This is a genomic window from Odoribacter sp., from assembly GCF_985060555.1.
The window spans coordinates 12,577-36,415 of record NZ_CFKYFN010000060.1 but is presented as its reverse complement, the minus strand read 5'-3'; the positions used below and the strand labels follow the sequence as shown (position 1 = coordinate 36,415).

General features: G+C 43.8%; 20 protein-coding genes and 1 pseudogene. 7 read left to right on the top strand and 14 right to left on the bottom strand.

What is annotated here, in order from left to right:
- Positions 1 to 4 precede the first annotated feature (4 nt).
- The 8 genes from AC5RDS_RS07695 to AC5RDS_RS07660 form a co-directional block, all read right to left on the bottom strand.
- The gene (locus AC5RDS_RS07695; protein WP_013610541.1) at positions 5 to 1,795 is read right to left on the bottom strand and encodes an NADH-quinone oxidoreductase subunit NuoF; all 1,791 of its coding nucleotides are present in this window, start codon (positions 1,793 to 1,795) and stop codon (positions 5 to 7) included.
- A gap of 52 nt (positions 1,796 to 1,847) precedes the next feature.
- Complete coding sequence (locus AC5RDS_RS07690; protein WP_013610542.1) at positions 1,848 to 2,237, bottom strand: (2Fe-2S) ferredoxin domain-containing protein; 390 nt, start codon at positions 2,235 to 2,237, stop codon at positions 1,848 to 1,850.
- Between the two features lie 27 nt (positions 2,238 to 2,264).
- Complete coding sequence (locus AC5RDS_RS07685; RefSeq protein ID WP_013610543.1) at positions 2,265 to 2,834, bottom strand: ATP-binding protein; 570 nt, start codon at positions 2,832 to 2,834, stop codon at positions 2,265 to 2,267.
- Between the two features lie 106 nt (positions 2,835 to 2,940).
- Positions 2,941 to 3,660 (bottom strand): PHP domain-containing protein, encoded by a 720-nt coding sequence (locus AC5RDS_RS07680; RefSeq protein WP_046450735.1) that lies wholly within the window; start codon positions 3,658 to 3,660, stop codon positions 2,941 to 2,943.
- 1 nt (position 3,661) lies between these two features.
- On the bottom strand, positions 3,662 to 4,006 hold the full coding sequence (locus AC5RDS_RS07675; RefSeq protein ID WP_046402940.1) for a DRTGG domain-containing protein: 345 nt from the start codon (positions 4,004 to 4,006) through the stop codon (positions 3,662 to 3,664).
- An 18-nt stretch (positions 4,007 to 4,024) separates the two neighbouring features.
- The gene (locus AC5RDS_RS07670; RefSeq protein ID WP_013610546.1) at positions 4,025 to 5,383 is read right to left on the bottom strand and encodes a [Fe-Fe] hydrogenase large subunit C-terminal domain-containing protein; all 1,359 of its coding nucleotides are present in this window, start codon (positions 5,381 to 5,383) and stop codon (positions 4,025 to 4,027) included.
- Between the two features lie 17 nt (positions 5,384 to 5,400).
- The gene (locus AC5RDS_RS07665) at positions 5,401 to 5,814 is read right to left on the bottom strand and encodes an ATP-binding protein (RefSeq protein ID WP_013610547.1); all 414 of its coding nucleotides are present in this window, start codon (positions 5,812 to 5,814) and stop codon (positions 5,401 to 5,403) included.
- Between the two features lie 8 nt (positions 5,815 to 5,822).
- On the bottom strand, positions 5,823 to 6,167 hold the full coding sequence (locus tag AC5RDS_RS07660) for a DRTGG domain-containing protein (protein WP_013610548.1): 345 nt from the start codon (positions 6,165 to 6,167) through the stop codon (positions 5,823 to 5,825).
- Positions 6,168 to 6,692: 525 nt separating this feature from the next.
- Between AC5RDS_RS07660 and AC5RDS_RS07655 the strand changes: the two genes are divergently transcribed.
- On the top strand, positions 6,693 to 7,364 hold the full coding sequence (locus AC5RDS_RS07655) for a hypothetical protein (RefSeq protein ID WP_087381968.1): 672 nt from the start codon (positions 6,693 to 6,695) through the stop codon (positions 7,362 to 7,364).
- Between the two features lie 28 nt (positions 7,365 to 7,392).
- On the opposite strand, the gene AC5RDS_RS07650 is transcribed toward AC5RDS_RS07655, so the two are convergent.
- Positions 7,393 to 10,353, bottom strand: coding sequence for a BamA/TamA family outer membrane protein (locus AC5RDS_RS07650; RefSeq protein ID WP_046450736.1), 2,961 nt, complete (start codon positions 10,351 to 10,353; stop codon positions 7,393 to 7,395).
- Positions 10,354 to 10,527: 174 nt separating this feature from the next.
- On the opposite strand from AC5RDS_RS07650, the pseudogene ligA reads away from it, so the two are divergent.
- The 3 genes and pseudogenes from ligA to AC5RDS_RS07635 all read left to right on the top strand — a co-directional run.
- Positions 10,528 to 12,225 (top strand): annotated as a pseudogene (gene ligA, locus AC5RDS_RS07645) (NAD-dependent DNA ligase LigA); the annotation flags it as partial.
- Positions 12,223 to 13,017 carry a helix-hairpin-helix domain-containing protein gene (locus tag AC5RDS_RS07640; protein ID WP_417118258.1) on the top strand — a complete coding sequence of 265 codons (795 nt, stop codon included), beginning with the start codon at positions 12,223 to 12,225 and terminating at the stop codon, positions 13,015 to 13,017. The pseudogene ligA and the gene AC5RDS_RS07640, both read left to right, overlap by 3 nt.
- 42 nt (positions 13,018 to 13,059) lie before the next feature.
- A complete protein-coding gene (locus tag AC5RDS_RS07635; protein WP_013610554.1) occupies positions 13,060 to 15,573 on the top strand; it encodes an ATP-dependent Clp protease ATP-binding subunit in 2,514 nt (837 codons plus the stop codon).
- 128 nt (positions 15,574 to 15,701) lie between these two features.
- Here AC5RDS_RS07635 and AC5RDS_RS07630 read toward each other — a convergent pair whose 3' ends face one another.
- Both AC5RDS_RS07630 and AC5RDS_RS07625 read right to left on the bottom strand, forming a co-directional pair.
- Complete coding sequence (locus AC5RDS_RS07630) at positions 15,702 to 16,172, bottom strand: Lrp/AsnC ligand binding domain-containing protein (RefSeq protein ID WP_013610555.1); 471 nt, start codon at positions 16,170 to 16,172, stop codon at positions 15,702 to 15,704.
- Positions 16,173 to 16,202: 30 nt separating this feature from the next.
- Positions 16,203 to 16,826: a hypothetical protein gene (locus AC5RDS_RS07625; RefSeq protein WP_013610556.1), complete on the bottom strand. Its 624-nt coding sequence runs from the start codon at positions 16,824 to 16,826 to the stop codon at positions 16,203 to 16,205.
- A gap of 233 nt (positions 16,827 to 17,059) precedes the next feature.
- Between AC5RDS_RS07625 and AC5RDS_RS07620 the strand changes: the two genes are divergently transcribed.
- Positions 17,060 to 18,628, top strand: coding sequence for an alkaline phosphatase family protein (locus AC5RDS_RS07620; protein WP_046402933.1), 1,569 nt, complete (start codon positions 17,060 to 17,062; stop codon positions 18,626 to 18,628).
- A gap of 8 nt (positions 18,629 to 18,636) precedes the next feature.
- Here AC5RDS_RS07620 and gldD read toward each other — a convergent pair whose 3' ends face one another.
- The 3 genes from gldD to AC5RDS_RS07605 form a co-directional block, all read right to left on the bottom strand.
- Positions 18,637 to 19,206 (bottom strand): gliding motility lipoprotein GldD, encoded by a 570-nt coding sequence (gene gldD, locus AC5RDS_RS07615; RefSeq protein WP_022160937.1) that lies wholly within the window; start codon positions 19,204 to 19,206, stop codon positions 18,637 to 18,639.
- A 33-nt stretch (positions 19,207 to 19,239) separates the two neighbouring features.
- Positions 19,240 to 20,535: a gliding motility-associated protein GldE gene (gene gldE, locus AC5RDS_RS07610; RefSeq protein WP_087381965.1), complete on the bottom strand. Its 1,296-nt coding sequence runs from the start codon at positions 20,533 to 20,535 to the stop codon at positions 19,240 to 19,242.
- Between the two features lie 201 nt (positions 20,536 to 20,736).
- Positions 20,737 to 21,186, bottom strand: coding sequence for a single-stranded DNA-binding protein (locus AC5RDS_RS07605; RefSeq protein ID WP_046402769.1), 450 nt, complete (start codon positions 21,184 to 21,186; stop codon positions 20,737 to 20,739).
- 284 nt (positions 21,187 to 21,470) lie between these two features.
- Between AC5RDS_RS07605 and AC5RDS_RS07600 the strand changes: the two genes are divergently transcribed.
- Positions 21,471 to 21,776 (top strand): HU family DNA-binding protein, encoded by a 306-nt coding sequence (locus tag AC5RDS_RS07600; RefSeq protein WP_445557737.1) that lies wholly within the window; start codon positions 21,471 to 21,473, stop codon positions 21,774 to 21,776.
- A 208-nt stretch (positions 21,777 to 21,984) separates the two neighbouring features.
- Positions 21,985 to 23,529: an Rne/Rng family ribonuclease gene (locus tag AC5RDS_RS07595; RefSeq protein WP_013610572.1), complete on the top strand. Its 1,545-nt coding sequence runs from the start codon at positions 21,985 to 21,987 to the stop codon at positions 23,527 to 23,529.
- Positions 23,530 to 23,839 lie beyond the last annotated feature (310 nt).

Below are 23,839 nucleotides of genomic sequence, written 5' to 3'. Positions count from 1 at the left end.
TCGGTTATCCGGCACTTATCGCATTAAATTTGCATTTATCTTTACAAGTACCGCATTTGATACATTTAGTCGTGTCGATGAAATGGGCTTCTTTCCGTTCGCCGATGATTGCATCTACCGGACAATTACGTGAACAGAGGGTACATCCTACACATAGTTGCGGGTCGATACGGAAAGATAACAACGCCTTACATTTTCCGGCAGGACATTTGTGATCCCGGATGTGAGCGACATATTCGTCATAGAAATGTTCCAGTGTAGACAGTACCGGATTGGGAGAGGTCTGTCCCAAGCCGCAAAGAGCCGTATCTTTAATCACTTGGCTCAGGTTACGGAGGTTGTCGAGATCTTCCATCGTGCCTTTCCCTTCGGTGATCCGGGTTAAGATTTCCAATAACCGTTTGTTGCCGATCCGACAGGGAGAACATTTTCCACAAGATTCTTCGACGATAAATTCCAGATAGAACTTGGCGACAGCAACCATACAATCGTCTTCGTCCATGACGATCATGCCACCGGATCCCATCATCGAACCTGCTGCCAGCAAGTTGTCGAAATCGATCGGAGTATCCAGATGTTTCTCCGTGAGACAACCGCCCGAAGGACCTCCGGTTTGTACGGCTTTAAATTTTTTACCGTTTTTGATTCCTCCCCCGATTTCATAAATGACTTCCCGGAGAGTAGTACCCATAGGCACTTCGATCAGGCCCACATTATTGATTTTACCGGCTAATGCAAATACTTTGGTTCCTTTCGAACGTTCTGTTCCGATAGAAGCGAACCAGTCGGCCCCTTTGTTGAGAATGACAGGAATATTGGCCAGTGTTTCGACGTTATTGACATTCGTCGGTTTATTCAAATAGCCCGATTCTGCCGGGAAAGGGGGTTTGGTCGTGGGCTCGCCCCGGTGTCCTTCCATCGAGTGGATCAAAGCGGTCTCTTCTCCACAGACAAAAGCACCTGCACCATAACGGATTTCTATATGGAAAGAAAAATCGGTACCGAGAATATTTTCTCCCAGCAGCCCGTATTTTTCAGCTTGTTCGATCGCGATACGAAGCCGTTCGATAGCCAGAGGATATTCTGCCCGGATGTATACCAGTCCTTTACTGGCACCGATGCTGTAACCGCAAATGGCCATGGCTTCGATCACGGAGTGCGGATCCCCTTCCATAATCGAACGGTCCATAAAAGCTCCCGGGTCCCCTTCGTCGGCGTTACAAACGACATATTTTTGATCGGCCTGGTATTTGCGGGCAAATTCCCATTTCAGACCGGTAGGGAAACCGCCGCCACCCCGTCCACGCAATCCGGATCGTTTGATTTCGTCGATAACCGCTTCCGGAGTCATCTCTGTCAGACATTTGGCTAAAGCGCTGTAACCGTCACGACCGATACATTCTTCGATGTTTTCCGGATCGATAAAACCACAGTTACGCAAAGCGATGCGTAATTGCTTTTTATAAAATTCCATGTGTTTGGAATCGCTGACCGTCACTTTTTTAGACGGTTCTTTGTATAATAACCGTTCTACCTTGCGGCCTTTAATGATGTGTTCGTTGACGATTTCTTCGGCATCTTCCGGTTTTACCTGTACATAAAAGGTATTGTCAGGCATGATCTTGACAATAGGACCTTTCTCACAGAAACCGAAACAGCCGGTAGCGATGACCTGTACTTCGTCTTCCAGAGCACGTTCTTTCAGACAATCTTCCAGTCGGCAGATGATATTTTTACTGGCTGACGCACGGCAACCGGTCCCTCCACAGACAAGAATATGCATTTTATAACTCATAGATGGGGTTGTTTATCGATTAATAGTTGAAAATATTTAGCACGTTATAGAATCAGATACTTTGGTAATTAACCGGGATAATCCCTTCGACCAATTCGTCGTTTTTCAGGTATTTCTGGATGATCTCTTCTGCTTTAGCACAGTTGACATGACCGAATACGATCGGTTCTTTTCCCGGTTTGGTGATTTCTACCGTGGGCTCTGCAAAGCAGTAACCCATACAGCCGGTTTGAGTGACTACGGCCTGAATACCGTTTTTTTCAAGATTGTTCAGAAAGTAATTCATCGTTTCCTTACTACCTGCTGCTATTCCACAAGTGGCCATGGCGACTTTGATCTGAATCAGATTTTCAGGATGCTCGCTTTTTTCGCGCAGATCGATTTTCGATTGAACGTTATCCCTGATTTTTTTCAGGTCGGCGAGTGATTTTATTTTTTCCATATAGCTGTTATTAGGTGATAATTGATTTTATGATTGCCTGATGGACATGCTTTGATCGGCATGTATTTCTTTGAGATTCTCCCGGATTAAATTTTGTATGGCCGGAAGAATTTCGGGATGTCCCAAAGGTACACCTTCCAGCACCTGTATGATCTCTTGGGTATCGAACCGGTATGTACCGCTGGGAGTCGAATGATCGTAGCTGAAATGGATGGCCGGATTGGCGGCTGCCAATAGCGTAAGCGTCTCTGCTACATCTCCCAAAGGAGGACGGTCCAGATGGGAATGACCGAAACGGGCTGTGAGAGTAGTCCCTTGACCCGGCTGTGAGACGATACTAACTTTTCCTCCGGTTCGTTCGGCATTTTGCTGGAGCAAGGGAATTCCCAGGCCCACTTTGCGTACTGTCCGGCTGGTAAAAAAAGGATCCCTGACCCTTGCCAAAGTCGCCTCATCCATACCGCAACCGTTATCCTGAATTTCAATAAGAAAGAGATCTGCCTCCGGATCTTCGCAAATCCGGATCTGAATCCACGAAGCCTCTGCCCGGATAGAATTCTGGACGATATCCATCATATGAGAGGACAAATCTTTCATGAATAGGTATATTCTTTAACTTATTGGGATAATAAACTTTAAATATTTATTTCTGGCCTCAAATTTAATTTAAATTCATAAAATTACAACGATTGCAGGAGTGAAATTACGTAATTAAATTCCGGATAGATTGCCGGATGTTTTTGAAGGAAAAATCTTCTATTTTCAGTTGGGTATATATTTTTCCGATGTCCCCGGGATAGTGGGCATCCGAGGACTGGATGAAAGAGGCGGATTTCAGTTCGGGATGGCCGGACAGGAATTTCGAAAGAGAGGTATGACTACTGAGCTCCAGGGCATCATAACGTAAATCCGGCGGGACGAATCCTAATTGTGAAAGAATACTGAAACAGGGTTTGTCGATATGGGCCGGAATGAAAATACCGTCGAGTTGCCTGACTTTATGTGCAATTTCTTCCAGCGATTGGTTCAAGGCAGAAATCAATAGTTTGGGTTCTTCGTAAATGATCTGTTCTTCCGGATCGACGACAACCTGGAAGCCGAATTTTTCCGGGTCGTTCGGAATATCGGGTAAATGTACATCCAGGTAATGCTGAAAAATAGTAAGCTGTTCGTCGGTTTCGAAAAAAGTCAGGGCATGCACTTCTTCTTTACTACAGATTTCAGCACCTGTAAGGACGAATATACCTTTCGTTTTCCCATAATCACGGATTATCGGTGCCTGGCGGGTGGAGTTGTGATCAGTGATTCCGATCATATTCAGTCCTTGGACTTGGGCGAAATGCAGAATATTCTCCGGACTCATTTCCAGATCTCCGCAAGGGGAAAGGACGGTATGAATATGGAGGTCGGCCCGAATGTCCATTTTACTGCCCCTTTTTCTGGAGAAGTTCGTAAATCTCGCCTGTCATTTCGAATGTCTGTCTGGAAGTACTTAAGATGGGTATGCCTTCTGCCTCACTCTCGGAAACGGTATCTTCTTCCGGTCGGTAACCTTTGACCAGGACAATGGCTGCCAGTTCTTTCAGCGAAGCGATGGCCATGATATTTTTGTGTGTCTGAAGCGTAATCCAGATATTCCCTTCCCGGGCGTTACCCATCACATCACTCAGTAGATCGGAGGTATAGCCGCCTTTGATCTCTTTGTCCAGGCCTGCCGCACCACAGCAGACTTCTAATTTTAGTTGTGTAGCCAATTCTCTGACTGTCATATCTTTGTTCGTTTATTTTTATTCTTCGTTCTTTTCAAATTTTCCGATTCCCCAGACTTTGGCCGATAATTCCATCGATTCTTCCGGGGTAAGCAACCCTTCCCGGGTGAGGATTTTTTGCATGAATATACATTGGTTGAGTTTGGCCTTTCCTTGCACGACATCCTGAGCCAAAGCCTGACAGGAGGGTGTGCCGCAAGCCCCGCAGTCTATCTGAGGTAAAACTTTCATAATGCGGGTGATTTTTTCCATTTTCTGAAAAGCAACCGACAAGTCTTCATCCAGTTTTTCGATCGACCGGGGTGGAATTTCACCGCTCAGTTGCATTTGTTTTACCAGAAAATCCTTGTACCGGGGCATTTTATTGATAGAGATGTAGTTGTATTTGATATAGTTCTCCATCCGTTTCTGTAGTCTTTCGATGGTGAGAAAACGGTTGTTGATCGCCAGTGCCCCTCCGGCACAGGAATGGTCGCATGCCCTCAGTTCCAGAAAGTCGATATCTGTCAGTTCGTCGTTTTCCAGTTTTTCGAGGATATCGATGACATTATGGATTTCGTCGATCGCCAGGCAACGCCCCGGATAGTTGGAAGCTTCTCCTCCCGAGAGGGTCCATTGGATGGATTGCGGAGTCAGATGGTATTGTTCCGGTACCCGGGGGAGAACCTGGGATTTATGTCGGTTGATCGAAAGGAGGATTTTGTTATAGATAAAATCCATATTGATCACCCCGTCTACAGGAGAACTTTCTTCGCCGACGGGACACTTGATGGCTGCGATTTTAGCGGCACACTGGGTGACATAAAAAACACCGATCTCTTTTTCAGGTATGCCTTTGTCGATGTATTTTTTCCTGACATAGATGGCTGCAATATCCATGGCTTGCTTTAAGCGGACGATATGTCCGATCAGGGAAGGAAAACGTACCTGGATCAAGCGTACGACAGCCGGGCAGAAACTGGAGATAAAAGGACGCTGCCGGGGATGCTGCTGAAGATAATGCTTTGTCTCTTCCATCAGCAGACCGGTCGATTTATCCACTTCCATGACATAATGGAATCCCAGGTTGTGCAACTCTGAAAATATCTGTTCTTCGCTGATATCTTCCGGGAATTGTCCGATAAAGACCGAAGGTAACAAGATGATCCGGTAAGAGAATTTGAAAATCTGATTGAAATCGTCCTGTTCCACATAAATGGCTTGACGGGGACAGGTCTTCAGGCACATGCCGCAATCGGTACAAGCGGCTTCGTTGATGGTCGCTTTACCGTATTTTATGCGGATCGCTGCCGTAGGACATACATTCATGCAGTGCGTACATCCTGTGCAAACCTCACTGTTGATCTTCAATGCATGATAAAATGTCTCGTTCCCCATTTTCGTAATTTTAAGACTTATCTCAGATACGTGGTCATCGTCACTTTGGTGCCGACATTTACGGTAGATTCGATATTCAACCGGTCACAATTTTTTTTCATATTGGGTAATCCCATCCCGGCACCGAATCCCATTTCCCGGACTTCGGGCGAAGCGGTCGAGAAGCCTTCCTGCATAGCCTTCGCTATATCGGGGATACCCGGCCCTTTATCGGTGATGGTGACGACGATAGATTTCCCGTCCAGCACGACGTTCATCACTCCCTCATAAGCATGAGCGACGACATTGACTTCCGCTTCATAAAGCGCAACGACGATACGTTTTATTAAAAGGGCATCGACGTTGAGCTGTTTCAATATTTTCTTTATCTCACTGGAAGCGGTCCCTGCCCGTGAAAAATTTCCTCCTTCCAGATTAAAATTGAATTCCATATGTTTTCTTAATACACCGGAAGAAGCCCGGCTTTATACAATTCTCCGCATACCCTGAACATACTTTGACGGCAACGCAATAGCAGGATTTCGTTTTCCTCGGCCAGCTGTTGCATTTCTGCCGTGATCTGCTTGTCACGAACAAAAAGAATAAACGGAATATCCGCCATTTCTGCCGTACGAATGACTTGTGGATTGGCCATCCCCGTTATCAACAGCAATCCTTCCGTATTCAGACGCAAGACATCGCTCATTAAATCTGCTGCAAAAGCATGTTGTATGGGATCGTGAAGCTTACGGGCCCCACAAATACACGTGGCGTCGAGTAATTTTATAATGTCGTCCGGTGTCATACCTTGGTTAATTTATATGCATCTAAATTAGTGAAATTATCTTCAAAAACAATACCTCCTCTGCGGGAAGCGATAATTTAAAATTGATATAAATAAGTATATTAGTCCGATGAAGACATTGGTTTTAATCGTTGTCAAGGTTTCAGAAGTCAGGGATAACCGTTTCATTGAAAAACCGGTGTTTTCATCTTCGGGGCTCGTGTTTGAGGATCCAGTCGTTTCTGTCGGTCAGTGAAAGAAAGCCTTATCGGACCGTTTCAGGCGATCGGGTTTGACGACACAAAAATCGAAATCGGAATGGAAAGAAAAAATTAAACCGAGAATTAAATGGGGCTATGAAGTCCTTGAAGTTTATTTTTTTGTATCTTTATAAAAATATTGTCGTGTAGGTATGATGAGGAATTTCCGGGATCTCAGTCGTCCCATAAATTATAAGTGTTTATTTTATCCTTAGTATCGATGGGGATAGCCGGCCTGATCGGACGAGGGACGGTCGGGGAATAAGGGTACTTTAGATAAATCCAGATGATGAAATACGAAATTGTAGCTTTTTATAAACAGGAGATAGAAGAAATCCGTGAATGTGCCGAAAACATCGGGCGGTTATATGGATGGCGGTATAGATGTGAAAAAATACCCGGTAGCGGAAAATTACTCTCTGCATGCATGGGAGAGGATAGTGTTCTTTGTTTGTTGAAGCGGAAATCATATTCTTTCTATCGGTTGATGAAGTACGTGTATGCTTTGAATAAACCGGTACTTGTTTTGCAGGATCATTTTTCTGCCGATACTTTTCAGCAGCTGAAAATTCCGGTAGGTTATTTGAAGGAAAATAAAGAAAAAGGGATTTGGGCTAATTTCCTGCAGCGGCATCATCCCGGGTGTCGGATCGAAATCATCGTTCCCCGGGAAAAAGATGAGCATATTGCGGCCATGGTCCGCAATAATTTAGCATTTATGGAGCGTATCTTAAAGCATTCCGAAGCCCGCTACGAGGTGGTGAATGAAGAGAAAAGTTTTGAAAAAAGCCTGATAAAGGTTTTGCAGGATCTTTCTCCGGGGATAACCCTGATGATGCGTCCGTTCCGCTTATTTCCCTTTTACTATCCCTATACTGTCCGGCTTTACCGTAAACACGCCCGGTCCGAAGTATTGATTATCCCCCGGGACGACTCTTTGTATATACCTTGCCATTAAAGATGATAGATGACACCTGTCATCTATCTTAAATACTCAGTCCGATAGAGAAAATCAGGTCGGCGAACATCTTTTTATGTTGTGTTTCGTAGCCGGTGCGGATACCGAGACGGATCGGATAGGTTAACCGGAAGAAGTGGGTGTCCGTGGTCAATTCTATTCCATAGGAGGAGTAAGTAGCTTTGCCGAATTTGTTGCGGCTGCTACCCCAATCGTAGAATACGGCGGCGTTTATAGTTTTGAGATAGAGCAATGAACTCAGGGGCAGATCCGGGAAAGCGATCGGCATATGGTAACCGGTACGCAAGCTGGCTATTTCGTAGCCAGGTAGGGTGATCCCTCTGGGGTAAAGAATTTTATTGCTATAATTCCGCTCTTTGTGCGACATATGCTGGAAGCCTCCGTACAGCGACAGGGAATGATTGGTGGTGAAGCCCGGAAAATACAGGCGTCCGTCTCCCCACCATTGATAGCCCAGGTCTATATGTTCCAGAGGGCTGTGAGTGTAACCTGCACTGAAAGTTTGGCCCCAGCGGGGATTGATCTCCTGGGTAGTCATACGGGTTTGATTGGTAAAATAAAGTCCGTATTCCAGCAATTGATAAAACCGGGAAGGCTCGTTCACCTGGTAAAAGTTCGGATCGACTTGTGTAATCCATATAGTGTTCGCTTCTGCTATTTTACAGGTGTAGAGTTTATTTAATTTTTCATGGTGTAATCCGACAAACCGGTAACGGACATAAGGTTGTAAGGTCCGGTTATATTGGCGGGCAGACAGGGTAAAAGGAAACCGGACCGTAACCTCAGCCGAAGAACGCCAGGCTTTATATTGTGCATAAAAAGTTTCTTTTTGCCGGGTAGGCAGGAAAAAACCTTCGTTGAAAGATTCGTAATCGTATCTCCCGCTATACAGGTCGAAATCGAATACCGGCCACCAGCCTTTGTAGCTGGCATTCAGCATCCAGGCCCCGTGGTCATAACCCGATTTTAAGATATAACCGGCAGTAAAGGATAAGGTGCTCAACTTATTCTGAGAGTAAACTACCGCACCGAAGTCGACGTCCATATCGTTCAGATCGGCTTCTACCGGTCCCCAGCTGTGGATATTGACAAGGTGGGTGAATTTATTGTATTTCCGGGAAGGATAGATAGAATCGTATTGGAAAGCAGAATGCCATTTTTCTTCCTGTTTCATCGAGTCGGCTAACCGGAATTGCTGATAGACCGTCGGCTGTTCCTGTAATCCGGCCAGGTCGATATGCCCGGGTTTATAGCCATCTGCTGTGTAGAAAGAAAAATACAACTGTTTTTTATCCGCACTGAGGGTGGGGAACTGTAGCCCGTACTTACTGTTCAGCACATTCACCGGACCTTGTGCGGTCCAACGGTAGAAAGCATTGTTACCGTTGTAAGAGGCTCTGTAAATCAATAGACTGTCTCCGGCAACCGGGTGGTCCAGTTCGTAATAGATCGCAGGACAGACGGTATGTCGCCGGTGAGTGACCGGATCGATCGATACCAGACTCAAGCCTCGGGGGGATTGGACGACTGTGGTGATTTTACCCTCGTGGTAAGACGGATGGATGAATAGTTCGTTCGCTTCTGCCGGAATACGCCCGGTTTCCCGGCTCAAAGTCGAGTCGAGCAAGACCAGATAAGATCGGTTGCAATGGTCCACTTCTACACAGCCCCACTCCTGGCCCATCGCGAAAGGAGAAAAACGGTTGTTCCGGCTTTTATAGCGTTTGTATTTACCGGTATTCAGGTCGTAACTGCTTAAACGCATACGTCCGCCCTGATCCCAACGGATGTGATTGTAATATTCGCTCCAGACTATTTGGTCGTTGTTGAAGGCAAATTTATAGTCGTCCAGAATCCCTGTACGCCGGAGGAGTTTTTCGTTCTGATTGTGCAAGAGAACGAAAGCTCCCGTTTGTTGCAGCCCTTTTTTATAAGCAATCACTTTGCCGGAAGAAATCGGGGTGGGATTGTAGTAATTCGTGTAATACTTGTTGTGGGTGGGAAGTGTATCGAATGGAGACGATACGAGAGAGGCCTCCCGCATCCAGCGCTGTTGCAATTCGGAAAAATTATCCCGGTAAAGGGTACGCTTGGCATCCCGGTAGGTATTGGCCTGGCGGACACTGTCGGGATCGATAAACAGAGAACGGAATGTACTGTCCCGCCAGAGACTGTCCCGCTTGCCCTGCATGGAAAGCTTCAGGCTGGTGGCGAAGGGAGTAATGCCGTAAGGGCGTCTTCCGGTGCGTTCCAGCGCTTTTGCCCAGATATCCGAACCGTAATTGACCCGGGAGTTGGCGGTCATGAAGTACCCCATAGTGTAACGATTGGGCACGAAATCTTTGTTTGAACCCAGTACGGCTTTCGAATAATTGTAAATCCCTTTTTCCAGGATTTGGGCTTTCATTTCGTTCAGAAATTCCGGGGAACGTCCTCGGCCGAGATGGCCGACAGCAGTTTCAAAACATACGGCATCTCCTTCCATAAACCACATCGGTACATATACACCGACTACTGCAATAGGAAAAATCTCCCCGAAGAGATAATACAGGTCTTTGGTAAGTCCCTGGTTTACCTTGTCGAGCTGCACGACATGCCGGAATTCGTGTACACACAAATGTTCCAGCCAATCATCCGTGGGATCTTGGGAAGGCATGGTGTAAAGTTCACTCTTCCGGGGTGCCAGGGCTACATTCCCATTGGAAACACCTCCGTCGGCATGCATGATGATGGATATCTTTTTGGGGTGTAATTGCAGTGTGTTGGCATGGTGGTATAAAAGACTGAAAATAGAAGCTGCTTTTTGGGCGTTTTCTTCGAAAAAATCCGGGTATATAATTTGAAAATCGTCGGTTTTGATTTGCTTCCAGCGCAGGGAAGGCCTATCCTGACCGAAATTGACGAATTGTGCCGAAACGATTGAAAACGGGCACCAGAGAAGTAGAATAAAAAACAGAACTTTCTTCATATATCACCTATTTTTTTAGAGCATCTAAATTAAATTATAAATTTTAGAAATAAGCCTGATTGCCTTTTTTATTTTAACACCGGCTTGCGTTTGCAAATTTTGCGTTTTTACATTTAAGTTTGAAAGAGGTACGCCAAAATTTTCCTTACCTTTGTAAAGGATAAAACAAGAGATATGCAAACAGAGAAAGATCGGATTTTGGAGTTGCGGAAAGCGCTTGAATATCATAATTATAAATATTATATCGAAAATGCACCGGAGATTTCAGACCGGGAGTTCGACGGGTTGATGCACGATTTGGAAAAACTGGAAGAAAAGTATCCGGAGATGTACGATCCCAATTCCCCGACCCAACGGGTAGGGAGGGATATCAATCAGGAATTTACTCAGGTCGCTCATAAATATCCGATGCTTTCTTTGGGAAATACATATAGCGAAGAAGAATTGCGGGATTTCGATCAGCGGGTGCGGAAAGTAGTCGGTGACCGGGTACAGTATGTTTGTGAGTTGAAATACGACGGGACTTCGATTAGTCTGACTTATGTGAACGGTGAGCTCACTCAGGCGGTTACCCGGGGAGACGGCGTGAAGGGAGACGATGTCACGGCTAATGTCAGGACGATTCGCACTGTACCCTTGAAGTTGAGAGGGGATTATCCGCCCGAATTCGAGATCCGGGGGGAGATTCTGATGCCTTTTTCGGTATTCAATCGCTTGAACCAGGAAAAAGCAGAGGCCGGAGAACCTTTGTTCGCCAATCCCCGGAATGCTGCTGCAGGAACCTTGAAATTACAGAATTCTTCGCTGGTAGCGAAACGGCATTTGGATTGTTTTCTTTACTATATTCCCGGCGAAGTGACTCCGGCGGAAACCCATTACGGAAACTTGATGAAAGCTAAAGAATGGGGCTTCCATATGCCCCCTTATATTCACTTGGCCGATTCGTTTGAAGAAGTTTGGGCCTTTATCACAAAATGGGATAAAGAAAGGACGGGTTTGCCGGTTCCGATCGATGGGATTGTGATCAAAGTCAATGATATCGGGATGCAGCATTTGCTGGGATATACGGCAAAATCTCCCCGTTGGGCCATTGCTTATAAGTTTAAGGCCGAACAGGTGGAGACGCCCCTGATCGATGTGGTTTATCAGGTAGGGCGGACAGGTGCCGTCACGCCGGTAGCCAATCTGGAACCGGTGCATATTGCCGGCACTACGGTGAAAAGGGCTTCCCTGCATAATGCAGATATCATCTCTTCCCTGGATTTACACGAACATGATACGGTGTATGTGGAGAAAGGGGGAGAAATTATTCCGAAGATTGTGGGGGTAGACCGGGCTAAACGCAGGGAAGGAGCCGCAGCTGTCGAATTCATTACGTATTGTCCCGAATGCGGAACAAAATTGATACGGATAGAAGGTGAAGCCAATCATTATTGCCCGAATGAAGACCATTGTCCACCTCAGATAGCCGGAAAAATCGAACATTTCGTTAGCCGTAAGGCGATGAATATAGAGGGGATGGGAGAAGAAACGATCGAGTTATTACTGGGTAAAAGGCTGATCCGGGATGTGGCCGATATTTATGGATTACCGGCAAAGCGAGAGGAATTGATCGGACTCGAAAAAATTGTTTACCCCGAGAGTTTCGAAATGACCAGTATCCCTTTAGCAAAAGTGATTTATGGATTTGAAATCGGAATAAAGAATATTTCTTCCCGAAATGCAGAGACGTTGGCTGGTCATTTCGGTAGCCTGGAAGCTTATGCCGCTGCTTCGAAACAAGAGCTTTCAGCGGTGATAGGCGATGAAACGACGGTAAACCGGATATTGGATTACTTTCGTACTCCTTTTAATCAGACCGTAGAACGCTTGAAAGAAGCAGGTGCCGTTGAAAATATTCCTTTGGATTATGTCGTCTATGCATTGAATATTCCGGGGATAAATTGGCATAAAGCTGACTTATTGGCAGCCCGCTTCGATTATATTTATGAATTATCTGTGGCTTCTGCTGCTGAAATCCGGGCTGTTGAGGGGATCGATGCAGATGAAGCCGATAGCATTGTCCGTTTTTTCCGTTCTAATGAAAAATTGGTACGGAAATTGAATACTTTATCCGTTTATCGGATGCAGGAGAAATCGGTAGATAATTTAATCGCCGGTATCGAAAAATCGAAAACGGCCGGTTTTCCCGCTTTATTGAATGCTTTGGGAATCCGGTATATCGGAGAGACTGCCTCCCGTAATCTGGCTAAAAGTTTCCGGGAACTGACCAGGCTGATGGAAGCCGATTTTGAGCAATTGACCGAAGTAGAAGATATCGGTGAACAGATGGCTAATAGTATTTTGCGCTATTTTGGTAAAGAAGAAAACAGACAATTGGTGAAACGTCTGATCGATTATGGCGTAGAAGCAGAAATAGGAGAAACGGAAACAGGAAACGATAGCCTGACAGGGCAAACATTTGTGATTACCGGTACACTGACCCGGCCCCGCGAATACTTCAAAGAGTTGATTTTGAATGCAGGGGGAAAGGTCAGCGATTCTGTTTCAGCCAAGACCGCCTATTTGTTGGCTGGCGAAAATGCCGGTAGTAAATTGAAAAAGGCAGAAAAATTGGGTACCCGGATTATTTCTGAAGAAGAATTTTACGAATTACTGAAATAATAGGGAATACCCTGCTGCATCAACGAAGTAATAAACGAGGATATGACAAAAAACGATAACAAAAAATTGAAAGAAATAATAGACTTAGCTTGTGAAGAGGCAAAGCGTTTGGGGAATACGAAGGTTTCACCCGAACATTTGTTTCTGGGGATGTTGCGGATGGATCAGGCCAGGGCTATCGATGTTCTGATCGCTTTGGGAGTGGATTTTTATGAGGTGAAAGCAAAAATCGAACAGAAACTGAATAAGCAAAGGGATAAGAGTGAAGAGATGCCCGATGAGCTGGATCTTACCCTGGCTGCCAACAGTATTGTTAAACGGGTCATCGAGGAGGCCTGGAAGCTGGGGGATGAGGAAGTAGAGTCGGAACATCTGATGTTGGCCATGTTGAGAAATCAGGCAGGGTTTGTCACAAAATTGTTTAATTCTATGGGAGTAGATTACGAGAAGTTTAAAGAACAACTGCTGAAGGAGAAAACCCGTATGCAATCCGACTATGGAGAGGAATCCGATGAAGACGAGGATGCAGGTGACGAAGAATCGATGTACAATCCCTATCGTCAGAACGGGCCTGCTAAATCGGATACCCCGGTATTGGATAATTTCGGTATAGATATCACGAAAGCTGCCGAAGAAGGTACCCTCGATCCGATCGTAGGGAGAGACCGGGAAATCGAACGATTGGCCCAAATTCTGAGCCGGAGGAAGAAAAATAATCCGGTGTTGATCGGAGAACCGGGGGTCGGTAAATCGGCTATTGCCGAAGGGTTGGCGATCCGTATCATCCGGAAAAAAGTGTCACGGGTATTGTTCGATAAGCGGGTAGTAGCTTTGGATATCGCGTCTATTGTTGCAGGTACGAAATACCGGGGACAATTTGAAGAGCGGATGAAAGCCATTCTGAACGAATTGGCTAAAAACAAAAATATTATCCTTTTTATCGACGAGATTCATACCATTGTAGGAGCCGGAGGGTCGGGAGGTAGCCTGGATGCGGCAAATATGCTGAAACCTGCGCTGTCGAGAGGGGAGATTCAGTGTATCGGGGCGACGACCCTCGACGAATACCGGCAGAATATCGAGAAAGACGGTGCTTTGGAAAGACGCTTCCAGAAAGTATTGGTCGAACCGACTTCTTTCGATGAAACGGTCGAAATCCTGAACAATATCAAATCCCGCTACGAGGATCATCACAACGTCCGTTATACCGATGAGGCGATCAAGGCCTGTGTCAAGCTGACGACGCGTTATATTTCCGACCGGGCGTTGCCTGACAAAGCGATCGATGCGATGGATGAGGCCGGTTCACGGGTACATATCGCCAATATCCATGTGCCTCAGGTTATCGAAGAGTTGGAAAGATCGGTGGAAGAAATCAAGAATAAGAAGAAAGAAGCGGTCAAACAACAGAATTTCGAGGTTGCAGCTGCTTTTCGGGATAAAGAACGCCAATTGCTGGCCCAGCTCGAGCAGGAAAAAGACAACTGGCAGAAAGAATTGAAAGAAAACCGGGTGGTGGTCGATGAAGAGAGTGTGGCCGAAGTAGTGGCAATGATGACCGGAGTACCCGTAAAACGGATCGCTAAGACCGAGGGTATGAAATTGTTGCAGATGCGTGAAGAATTGGCGGATAGTGTCGTCGGACAACAGGAAGCGATTGAAAAGATCGTTAAAGCGATACACCGGAACCGGGCCGGATTGAAAGACCCCAACCGACCGATCGGATCGTTCATTTTCCTGGGGCCTACCGGTGTCGGAAAAACTCAATTGGCCAAAGTATTGGCACAATATCTGTTCGATACGCCTGATTCGCTGATCCGGATCGATATGAGTGAATATATGGAGAAATTTGCTGTTTCCCGGTTAGTCGGGGCACCTCCCGGATACGTAGGATACGAAGAAGGCGGACAGCTGACGGAGAAAGTGAGACGTAAACCTTATTCGGTAGTATTATTGGATGAGATTGAAAAAGCACATCCCGATGTATTCAACATCCTCCTGCAGTTGCTGGATGACGGCCAGTTGACCGATAGTTTGGGGCGGCGCGTCGATTTTAAAAATACGATTGTGATCATGACTTCCAATATCGGAAGCCGGCAATTGAAAGATTTCGGACGTGGTATCGGATTTATGGCTGCCGATAAGACGAATGACAACGATTATGCCAAGAGTGTCGTGCAGAAAGCGTTGAAGAGTGCCTTTTCTCCTGAATTTCTGAATCGTATCGATGATGTGATCGTCTTCAATCCTTTGAGTAAGGAAGATATCCATAAGATCATAGATATAGAACTGAAAGGACTGCTCAAGCGGGTAGGTGAATTGGGATACCACATCCAGGTTTCGGATGCTGCAAAAGAATTCCTGACCGAGAAAGGGTATGATCCTCAATATGGAGCACGTCCGTTGAAACGGGCTATCCAGAAATACCTGGAAGATGAATTAGCCGAAGTGATCATCAAAGGCGACCTTCCCGAAGGGGGGACCCTTTATGTCGACTGCGATAAGGAAAACGATAAGCTGAAGGTAAAAAGTAAAAAGCTAGAGGCTAAAAGCTAGAGGCTAAAAGCTAGAGGCTAAAAGCTAGAAGCTAAAGGCGAGAAGGTAACCTTTAGCTTCTTTGCTTTTTTATCTTTTCAGCTTCTCGCTTCTCGCTTTTAGCCTTTAGCTTTTAAGCCTTTTCGCCTTTATTGTTCCTCCGTACAAATATCCACCTGTTTTTCGATGAGCTGATCCAGGGAGATGAAAGATTCGGTTTTAGCAATACCGGGAATATTTTGCAGAGTATTGATCAGGATATCCATCAGATGCTGGTGGCTGTTACACCGGATTTTCAGGAAAAAGGAGTAGTGACCGGTGATGAAATGGCATTCGATTACTTCGGGGATCTTTTCTATTTCTTTGACAACTTTTTTATATTGGGAAGCATTATCCAGAATGACCCCGATGAAAGCACAAATCTTGAATCCCAGTGCGCGTGGCTTTACAATGAATCGTGAACCTTCGATGATGCCGGCATCTTCCATTTTTTTCACTCTTTGGTGAATAGCTGCGCCGGATATACCGCATTCACGGGCAATCTCCAAAAAAGGTACTCTGGCATTTTTTACAAGATAGGATAGAATTTTTCTGTCTATATCATCGATCTGGTATTTCATTGCATTTAGGTATTGATTAGTAAAATGAGATTATCTGAAGTTCAGAATACTATACAATTGTTTGCGTTGTTTGTAATATCTTCTTCCTTCTTCGTTGGTAATGTTTTTGATGACTCCGTCTATCAAATTATTGAATATCGTTGCAAAAGTAAATCCTTCCGGAGGGTAAATATCCGGATTATGAATATCGTTTAGTTTGGCGATATACATCCGGGCGATCATCTCGCTTGAAATATCCTTCTTATACATGCCTTGTTCCATGCCTTTCTCGATATTGATTTTAATCTTCTCATAGATAAAATCCGAACGCATTTGCATATGTTCTTCGAAAATATCCGGGAAAGCTTTCGATAACATAATGGTGAACGAAGGAGATACATTGAAAAAACGGTTGTTGATTTCATCACTGACGATCAACATAATATCGATAGCGTTCCACCCTTCGAAATTGTATTCATTGAAGATTTCTTCAAAACATCTCCGTTCATGCTCCAGTATGGCTTTGACAATGTCTTTGCGGTCGGTGAAATTTTCTTTCAGTTCTTCTAAGGTCAGGCCCACCTTTTGCAAGTGTTCTTCGTTGAAATCATTAATTCCGTATTTCGAAATATAGGTTCGTAATTTTTCTGCCAGTTGAAATCTCTGTTCTGTCATTGTTCTGCAAAATTCGGTTTGATGCCGTAAATATAATAAACAAAATGGGATAGCGCCAATTTAAAGTTGTAAATTATTATTTATTCGATCTTTTTTCTTTTAAAATATAGTTGATAATAAGAAAATTGTTTCAATTCTGTTTTTGATAGGATTTCATGGAACGACATACTATTTTAAGGGTTGTTTTTATACCTTTGTACGATCAAGGGTTATGATATCTAATTTGAAAATAAATGAAAAAGGGGATACTGGGATTTTTGTTGATACTGCAGGGAATGGTATCGATGGCTGCTGAGAATAAGACGAAATTGATCGTAGGGATTACAGTCAGTAATTTTTATCCGGAGTGGGTAACTATTTATAAGAACGATTTGGCAGAAGGAGGCTTGAAGAGAATTTGTGGGCAAGGTAGAGAGATGATGGCCGATTATCGGTATCTGTATTCGCAGACCGGAGTGGATCAGGCAACGATTTATACGGGTTTATTGCCATCCGAACATGGGGTGATCGCTCACGATTGGTACGATCGTTTGAGAGGAAAGCGGCAGAATAATGTGATCTCGGATAACTGCCTGATGTTGGGGGAAGATGGAGTCAAAGGGCTTAGTCCTGAAGGCTTACAAGCCTTGACACTCGGATGTGCTATGAAGATGAATAATGTTTTTTCGAAAGTATATAGTGTTGCTGTCAATGGGGAAGAGGCGGTTCTGAGTGGAGGAAGCTGTGCGAATATGGCTATTTGGTTGAGTGAAGAGTCAGGTAAATGGATCTCTTCCGATTATTATGCCGATTCGTTGCCGGGGTGGCTGCAGGCTTATAATGCCAAAATGGAAAGCGATTTTTTTATTCGCCGGGGGTGGATGGCTTTGGGGGATGAGGATGGTAATGCAACCTCCCTGCGTTTGAAGAACAAGATCGGTTTGGGAAATAATTTTTATTACGATTTGGCACAGGCGAAACGGAAATTCGATACCTATCGGATTTTAAAAGCTACTCCTTATGCTAATACCCTGGTGACGGATTTAGCGCTTGAATTACTCAAGACGGAGCAACTCGGGCATGATAACGATGCTGATTTACTGGCACTGAATTTTTCCTGTCTGGACTATATGAACCGGGATTATGGCGTATATTCCCGCGAATTTCAGGATGTCGTGATGCGATTGGACCGGAATGTCGAAAAGCTTTTGAATGAATTGGATAGCCGGGTGGGAAAAGGAAATTATACCGTTTTTCTAACTTTTTCCGAAGCCCGTGAATTGTTGCCGGAAGAATTGGCCAAGATGAGATTGACCTCCGGATATTTCAGTATTTTTAAAGCCGTTGCCTTATTGAAGTCTTTCTTGAACCTGGTATATGGAGAAGGGGAATGGATTTTGGATTATGATGCCGAACAAATTTACCTGGATCGTCAGTTGATCGAACAGAAAAAAATTTCTTTGAAAGAGATGCAGGATAAGATCGCTGATTTTATGATCGAATTCGAGGGGGTCGGACATGTACTGACTGCTTATTCCTTGACTCATAATGCGTCGTCGGCAGGTAAGGAAGTCTTGTTTCAGAATGCTTTTTCTCAGAAACGGAGCGGAGATATTTTGTATTCCCTGGTACCGACCTGGATTCCAACCCTAAAGGAACGGGAAGACAATTATGCGCGCTATAGCAAGAGAAACCGGGTTCCGCTTTATCTGTATGGGGCTGGGGTACCTCAGGACTTACCTCAGGAGTGTCAAATGACCGCTTTGTTACCGATGTTGTGTCGTATACTGGAAGTACCGGTTCCCTATACGGCCGGGAAATAGAAGTTTTTTCATTTGTTTTTAAAGCGGAGTGTTTCCATCAGAGTGACGATGTCTTCCCGTAAATAATCGATGACCGGAGCCAAAGAATCTTTATCGGGGTGCTGGTTGAAATATAAAGCTCCGCGCAGAAAATGACGGGTGGAATCGGTGATGAAAAATTGAGTGGAAGAAGCGGTATTTCCTTCGATATAATAAATGAGTCCGAAAATTTCCCGATTCTTGAAATATTTTTCGTTGATCGATTCGGCCTTTATCGTATGCGTATAGGCCAGATGATGACAGTCTTCGAGATAATGATTCAGGGCGGTATCGTTGTTGATCTCTTTATAGGAGAGATGGAGTTTGGCGTTGTATTGCGGATAAGAAAGATTCATCCACCCTGGTTCTGCCTGCTTATCGGGATCGGCTTCCAAGATGGCCTGTGCCGATTGCTCGAAACAATAGGGTAGAGTGTCGGGAGAAGCGACCCACTGTTTTTCAGGAAAGTCGATCCTGAAATATCCGTAAGGCTTGGGAGTATATTGGTCCTTGCAACCCGACGCCAGGAGTAAGAATAGAATAAAAGCTGTTTTTAGCATCACATGAGGTATTTATTTTTCAGTAAACCTGTATCAATTTCTTTCGTATTTGATTTTTTTTATCCGGCGGTTATCGACTTCCAAAATTGTGAATTTATGGCTTTGATAAGTGATTACGTCGTTCTTTCCGGGCAATTCTCCCTTGATTTCCAGAATCAAACCGGCCAGGGTATCGGCTTCTCCTTCGATATCTTTGAAACTATCCGGATCTGCATCTACGATTTTAATAAAATCATTTAATAGAGTACAGGCTTCGAAAATATAGGTGTTGTTGGATAATTTCGTATAGGTTTCTTCTTTTTCATCATATTCATCGTTGATTTCTCCGACAATTTCTTCCAGAATATCTTCCATGGTTACGATCCCGGAAGTTCCTCCGTATTCGTCGACGATGATGGCCATATGGACCTTTTTTACCTGGAATTCTTCCAGCAAATCATTGATTTTTTTGGTCTCCGGTACGAAATAGGCCGGACGGATCAACGATTGCCATGCGAAATTCTGAGGCTCTTTCAGATGGGCAAGCAAGTCTTTGACGTACAAAATACCTTCGATGGTGTCCAGATTTTCACGATATACCGGCAAGCGGGAATACCCGTGTTCGATTACCACATTTTTGACTACTTCGAAACTATCTTCGATATCCAGGGCTATAATGTTGATGCGGGGACGGATGATATCGATGGCAGCGATATTGCTGAACCGTACGATTCCCTCTAAAATATCTTTTTCGTCGTTGATTTCTGCATCTTCGGTCAATTCCAGGGCTTTGGATAACTGATCCATGGATAAGCCGTCTTTTTTGGCCATTCGTTTGCTGATAAGGGAAGTTGACCGGATCAATAAGGTCGATAAAGGACGGAAAAGATAAGTGAGGAAAGTCAAAGGACCTGCCATAAAAATGGCCATTTTTACCTGTGAGCGATTAGCGTATAATTTGGGTATAATCTCACCGAATAAAAGGATGATGAAAGTGACCCCTATCACCTGAATGATAAATCCCAACACAGGATTACCCGAAAAATCGAATAAAGAATTAACCAGATAAGTCGATAGAATGACTATACCTACATTTACGAAATTATTAGTAATCAGAATGGTCGATAGTAATAGATTCGGCTTTTGGTGAAGATTGGCTACTTTATCGTAACCTTTTTCTTTCAATTTTTCTAATTCTCCGGGAGATAGAGAGAAATAGGCTACTTCTGAGGCAGAAGCTAATGCTGAACATAACAGAAGGAATAGAAGAATAATCAGAAAAACAATGTCTGCAAGATCGAAAGTTCCGCGGAATATACTTTGTGCCGCGTCATAAGCGTCTGTTTCCAAAATGAAATGAATTAGTTAAACAAATTAAGCTAAAGGCTATAAGCTATAAGCTAAAAGCTGATTGCTATGAGTTTGAAAAGCCAGAGCTTTAAGATTAAAACTCCAGGCTATACTGGGACAAAGATAATTGAAAAACTTTATTTTTATAGCTTTTCACCTTTCGCTTTTCGCTTATAGCCTATAGCTTATCGCCTTTCAGCCTTAAAATGGCAGATCGTCGTTATCGTCCGGTGTATTCATCGGAGGAGTAGCGGTCGTTGAAGTGCTACTTGAAACCGACGGCGTATAAGATCTGGGAGCATTTCCTGTGGCCTCACCGTCTTGTCTGGAAGATAACATTTGCATATTATCGGCATAAATTTCGGTCGTATATCTTTTTACTCCATTCTGGTCGTCCCAGGAACGGGTACGAATCCGTCCTTCGATATAAAGACGCATTCCTTTTTTGACATACTTTTCGACGATTTCAGCCAATCCTCTCCATAATACGATGTTATGCCACTCGGTCTGATCGATGTTTTCGCCGTTTTTGTTTTTATATCTTTCCGTAGTTGCCAGACGGAGATTGGCAACCGCTACTCCGCCTTCCAGGTATCTGACTTCCGGATCAGCACCTACATTTCCAATTAAAATTACCTTATTTACCATAATGCGTCCTAATTAAATTATTTAAATAATTGAAGCAGATAATGAGTGAATCATTGTTCGAAACCCATATACACGTGTAAATTTCTTAACTGAAATTTTACACAAGTTACGAAAAAAAACGGACATGGGATACATCGTCTGCATGATTTTTTTCAGAAAAGCGAAATTAAGGAAAAAAATCTGATTCAGAAAAAAATGACAAAAATCATCCCGTTTTTTTTATTCTTAATAGAAAAGCTTTATATTTGCAGACTGAAATTTGAACGAGAAGAAATAAATTATTGAATATTAAATATTTAAAGAAAATGACAAAAGCGGATATTGTTAACGAAATTTCGAGAACGACCGGGATTGAGAAAGTAGCTGTGCAAGCAACTGTGGAGGCTTTTATGGAGTCAATTAAAAATTCCGTTGTTGAGGGTAAAAACGTGTATTTAAGAGGTTTCGGTAGTTTCGTTGTGAAGAAGAGAGCTGAAAAAACAGCCCGTAATATTTCTAAAAACGTAACTATCAAAATTCCGGAACATTTTATTCCTTCATTCAAACCATCCAAGAGTTTTGTTAACGACGTAAAGGGTAATGTTAAAAAATAAGAAAGGAGGAATTTATGCCAAGCGGTAAGAAAAGAAAAAGACATAAGATGGCTACCCACAAACGGAAAAAAAGACTGAGAAAGAATCGTCATAAGAAGAAGTAAAATTCTTCGCGTTTGTGAGTAAAGATATAAACCTAAAGGCACACGTCTTTAGGTTTATTTGGTTAAAAGATAATGTAATACGGTATCTTAAATAGATAAAAGTTGTGAGTAGTGAGTTAGTTATTGACGTCAAAGCAGATGAAATTGTCATTGCCCTGTTGAGAGAAAAGAAACTGATCGAATTGACAAAGGAAAAGACCAGTATGCAATTTGCTGTCGGGGATATTTATCTCGGAAAAGTGAAGAAAATCATGCCGGGATTGAATGCTGCTTTCGTGAATGTAGGGTATGAAAAGGATGCTTTTTTACATTATCTGGATTTGAGTCCCCAGTTTCATTCGCTGGATAGCTATATCAAACAATGTATAGCTAGAAAAGGAATGCCGGTATCGAAGTTGAAACTGGAACCGGAAATTCCCAAAAATGGGAAAATTGCCGATATTCTGACAGTCGGACAATGGGTGGCCGTTCAGGTGGCCAAAGAACCGATTTCTACCAAAGGACCCCGCTTGACTTCCGAACTGAGTATTGCAGGACGGAATCTGGTATTGATGCCTTTTGCCGATAAAGTGTCGGTTTCCCAAAAAATAAAATCTCCGGAAGAACGGAAAAGACTGAAACGTTTGATCGAAAGTATCAAACCGAAGAATTATGGCGTGATCGTCCGGACTGTCGCCGAAGGAAAGAAAGTAGCTGTTTTCGATAGTGAGCTCAAAGAATTGGTCGAACGTTTCGAAATGGCTTTTAAACACATCCGGGAGATAGAACCTCCGAAATTGATTTTAGGAGAGATCGATCGTACCAGTGCCATACTCCGGGATATCCTGAATCCCTCTTTCGAAAATGTATATGTCAACGATATCACGCTGAGTAAAGAAATCCGGCATTTTCTGACTACTATTGCTCCGGAAAAGCAGGATATTGTCAAATATGTTTCTCCTGAGATACCGATTTTAGACCATTTTGGTGTGGATAAGCAAATCAAATCTTCTTTGGGAAAGACGGTTTCCTTTAAAAACGGAGCCTATCTGATTATCGAACATACGGAGGCTTTCCATGTGATCGATGTGAATAGCGGTAACCGGACCAAACTGGGGGACGATCAGGAAACGAATGCCCTTGAAGTCAATCTGGCAGCAGCCGAAGAAGTGGCTCGGCAATTGCAGTTGAGGGATATGGGAGGGATTATCGTCATTGATTTTATCGATATGCAAAAGGCGGAAAATCGCCAGAAATTGTTCGATAAAATGAAGGAATGTATGGAAATCGACCGGGCAAAGCATACGATCCTGCCATTGAGTAAATTCGGGTTGATGCAAATTACCCGCCAACGGGTACGCCCCGCTATGACTGTGGATACGACCGAACTGTGTCCGGTATGTCACGGTACCGGTAAAGCGGAAGCCGCTATTCTGGTGATCGATAAGATTGAAGATGAATTGGAATTTTTTGTATATGAGAAGAAAAACAAACGTATTATCTTAAAAGTGCACCCTTTTGTCGGTGCCTACCTGAAAAAAGGATTACTGTCCATGCGGCGGAAATGGGCTTTCCGTTATCATATTTCACTGAAAATAGTTGATGTCCCTTCCTATTATATCTACGAATACCATTTCTATAACCGCTATAACCGGGAGTTGGAGAATTAGAAAAAAGTAAAGGTGAAAAGTGGAAAGATCGATCGTCCGGTTGGGAAGGAGGATTGATCGGGGGAGGATTTTATATTGCTGAGAAGAGGGATTCCGGGTGTATATGCTATGGCTGTCAACTTATGAAAATACAGCGGACAGAGATTGTCCGTGGCCTTCTTAAAGAAACTTGAAAAACGTTTGCATACCCATTAATTATATGTTAAACTTGTATTTGCGTCTAGTGTGAAAAAAAATTAATAATATTTTTGTATGGAGATTTTGCATCAGACGGTGTAGAGGCAAGAATGAAAATTAATTAATAATACAC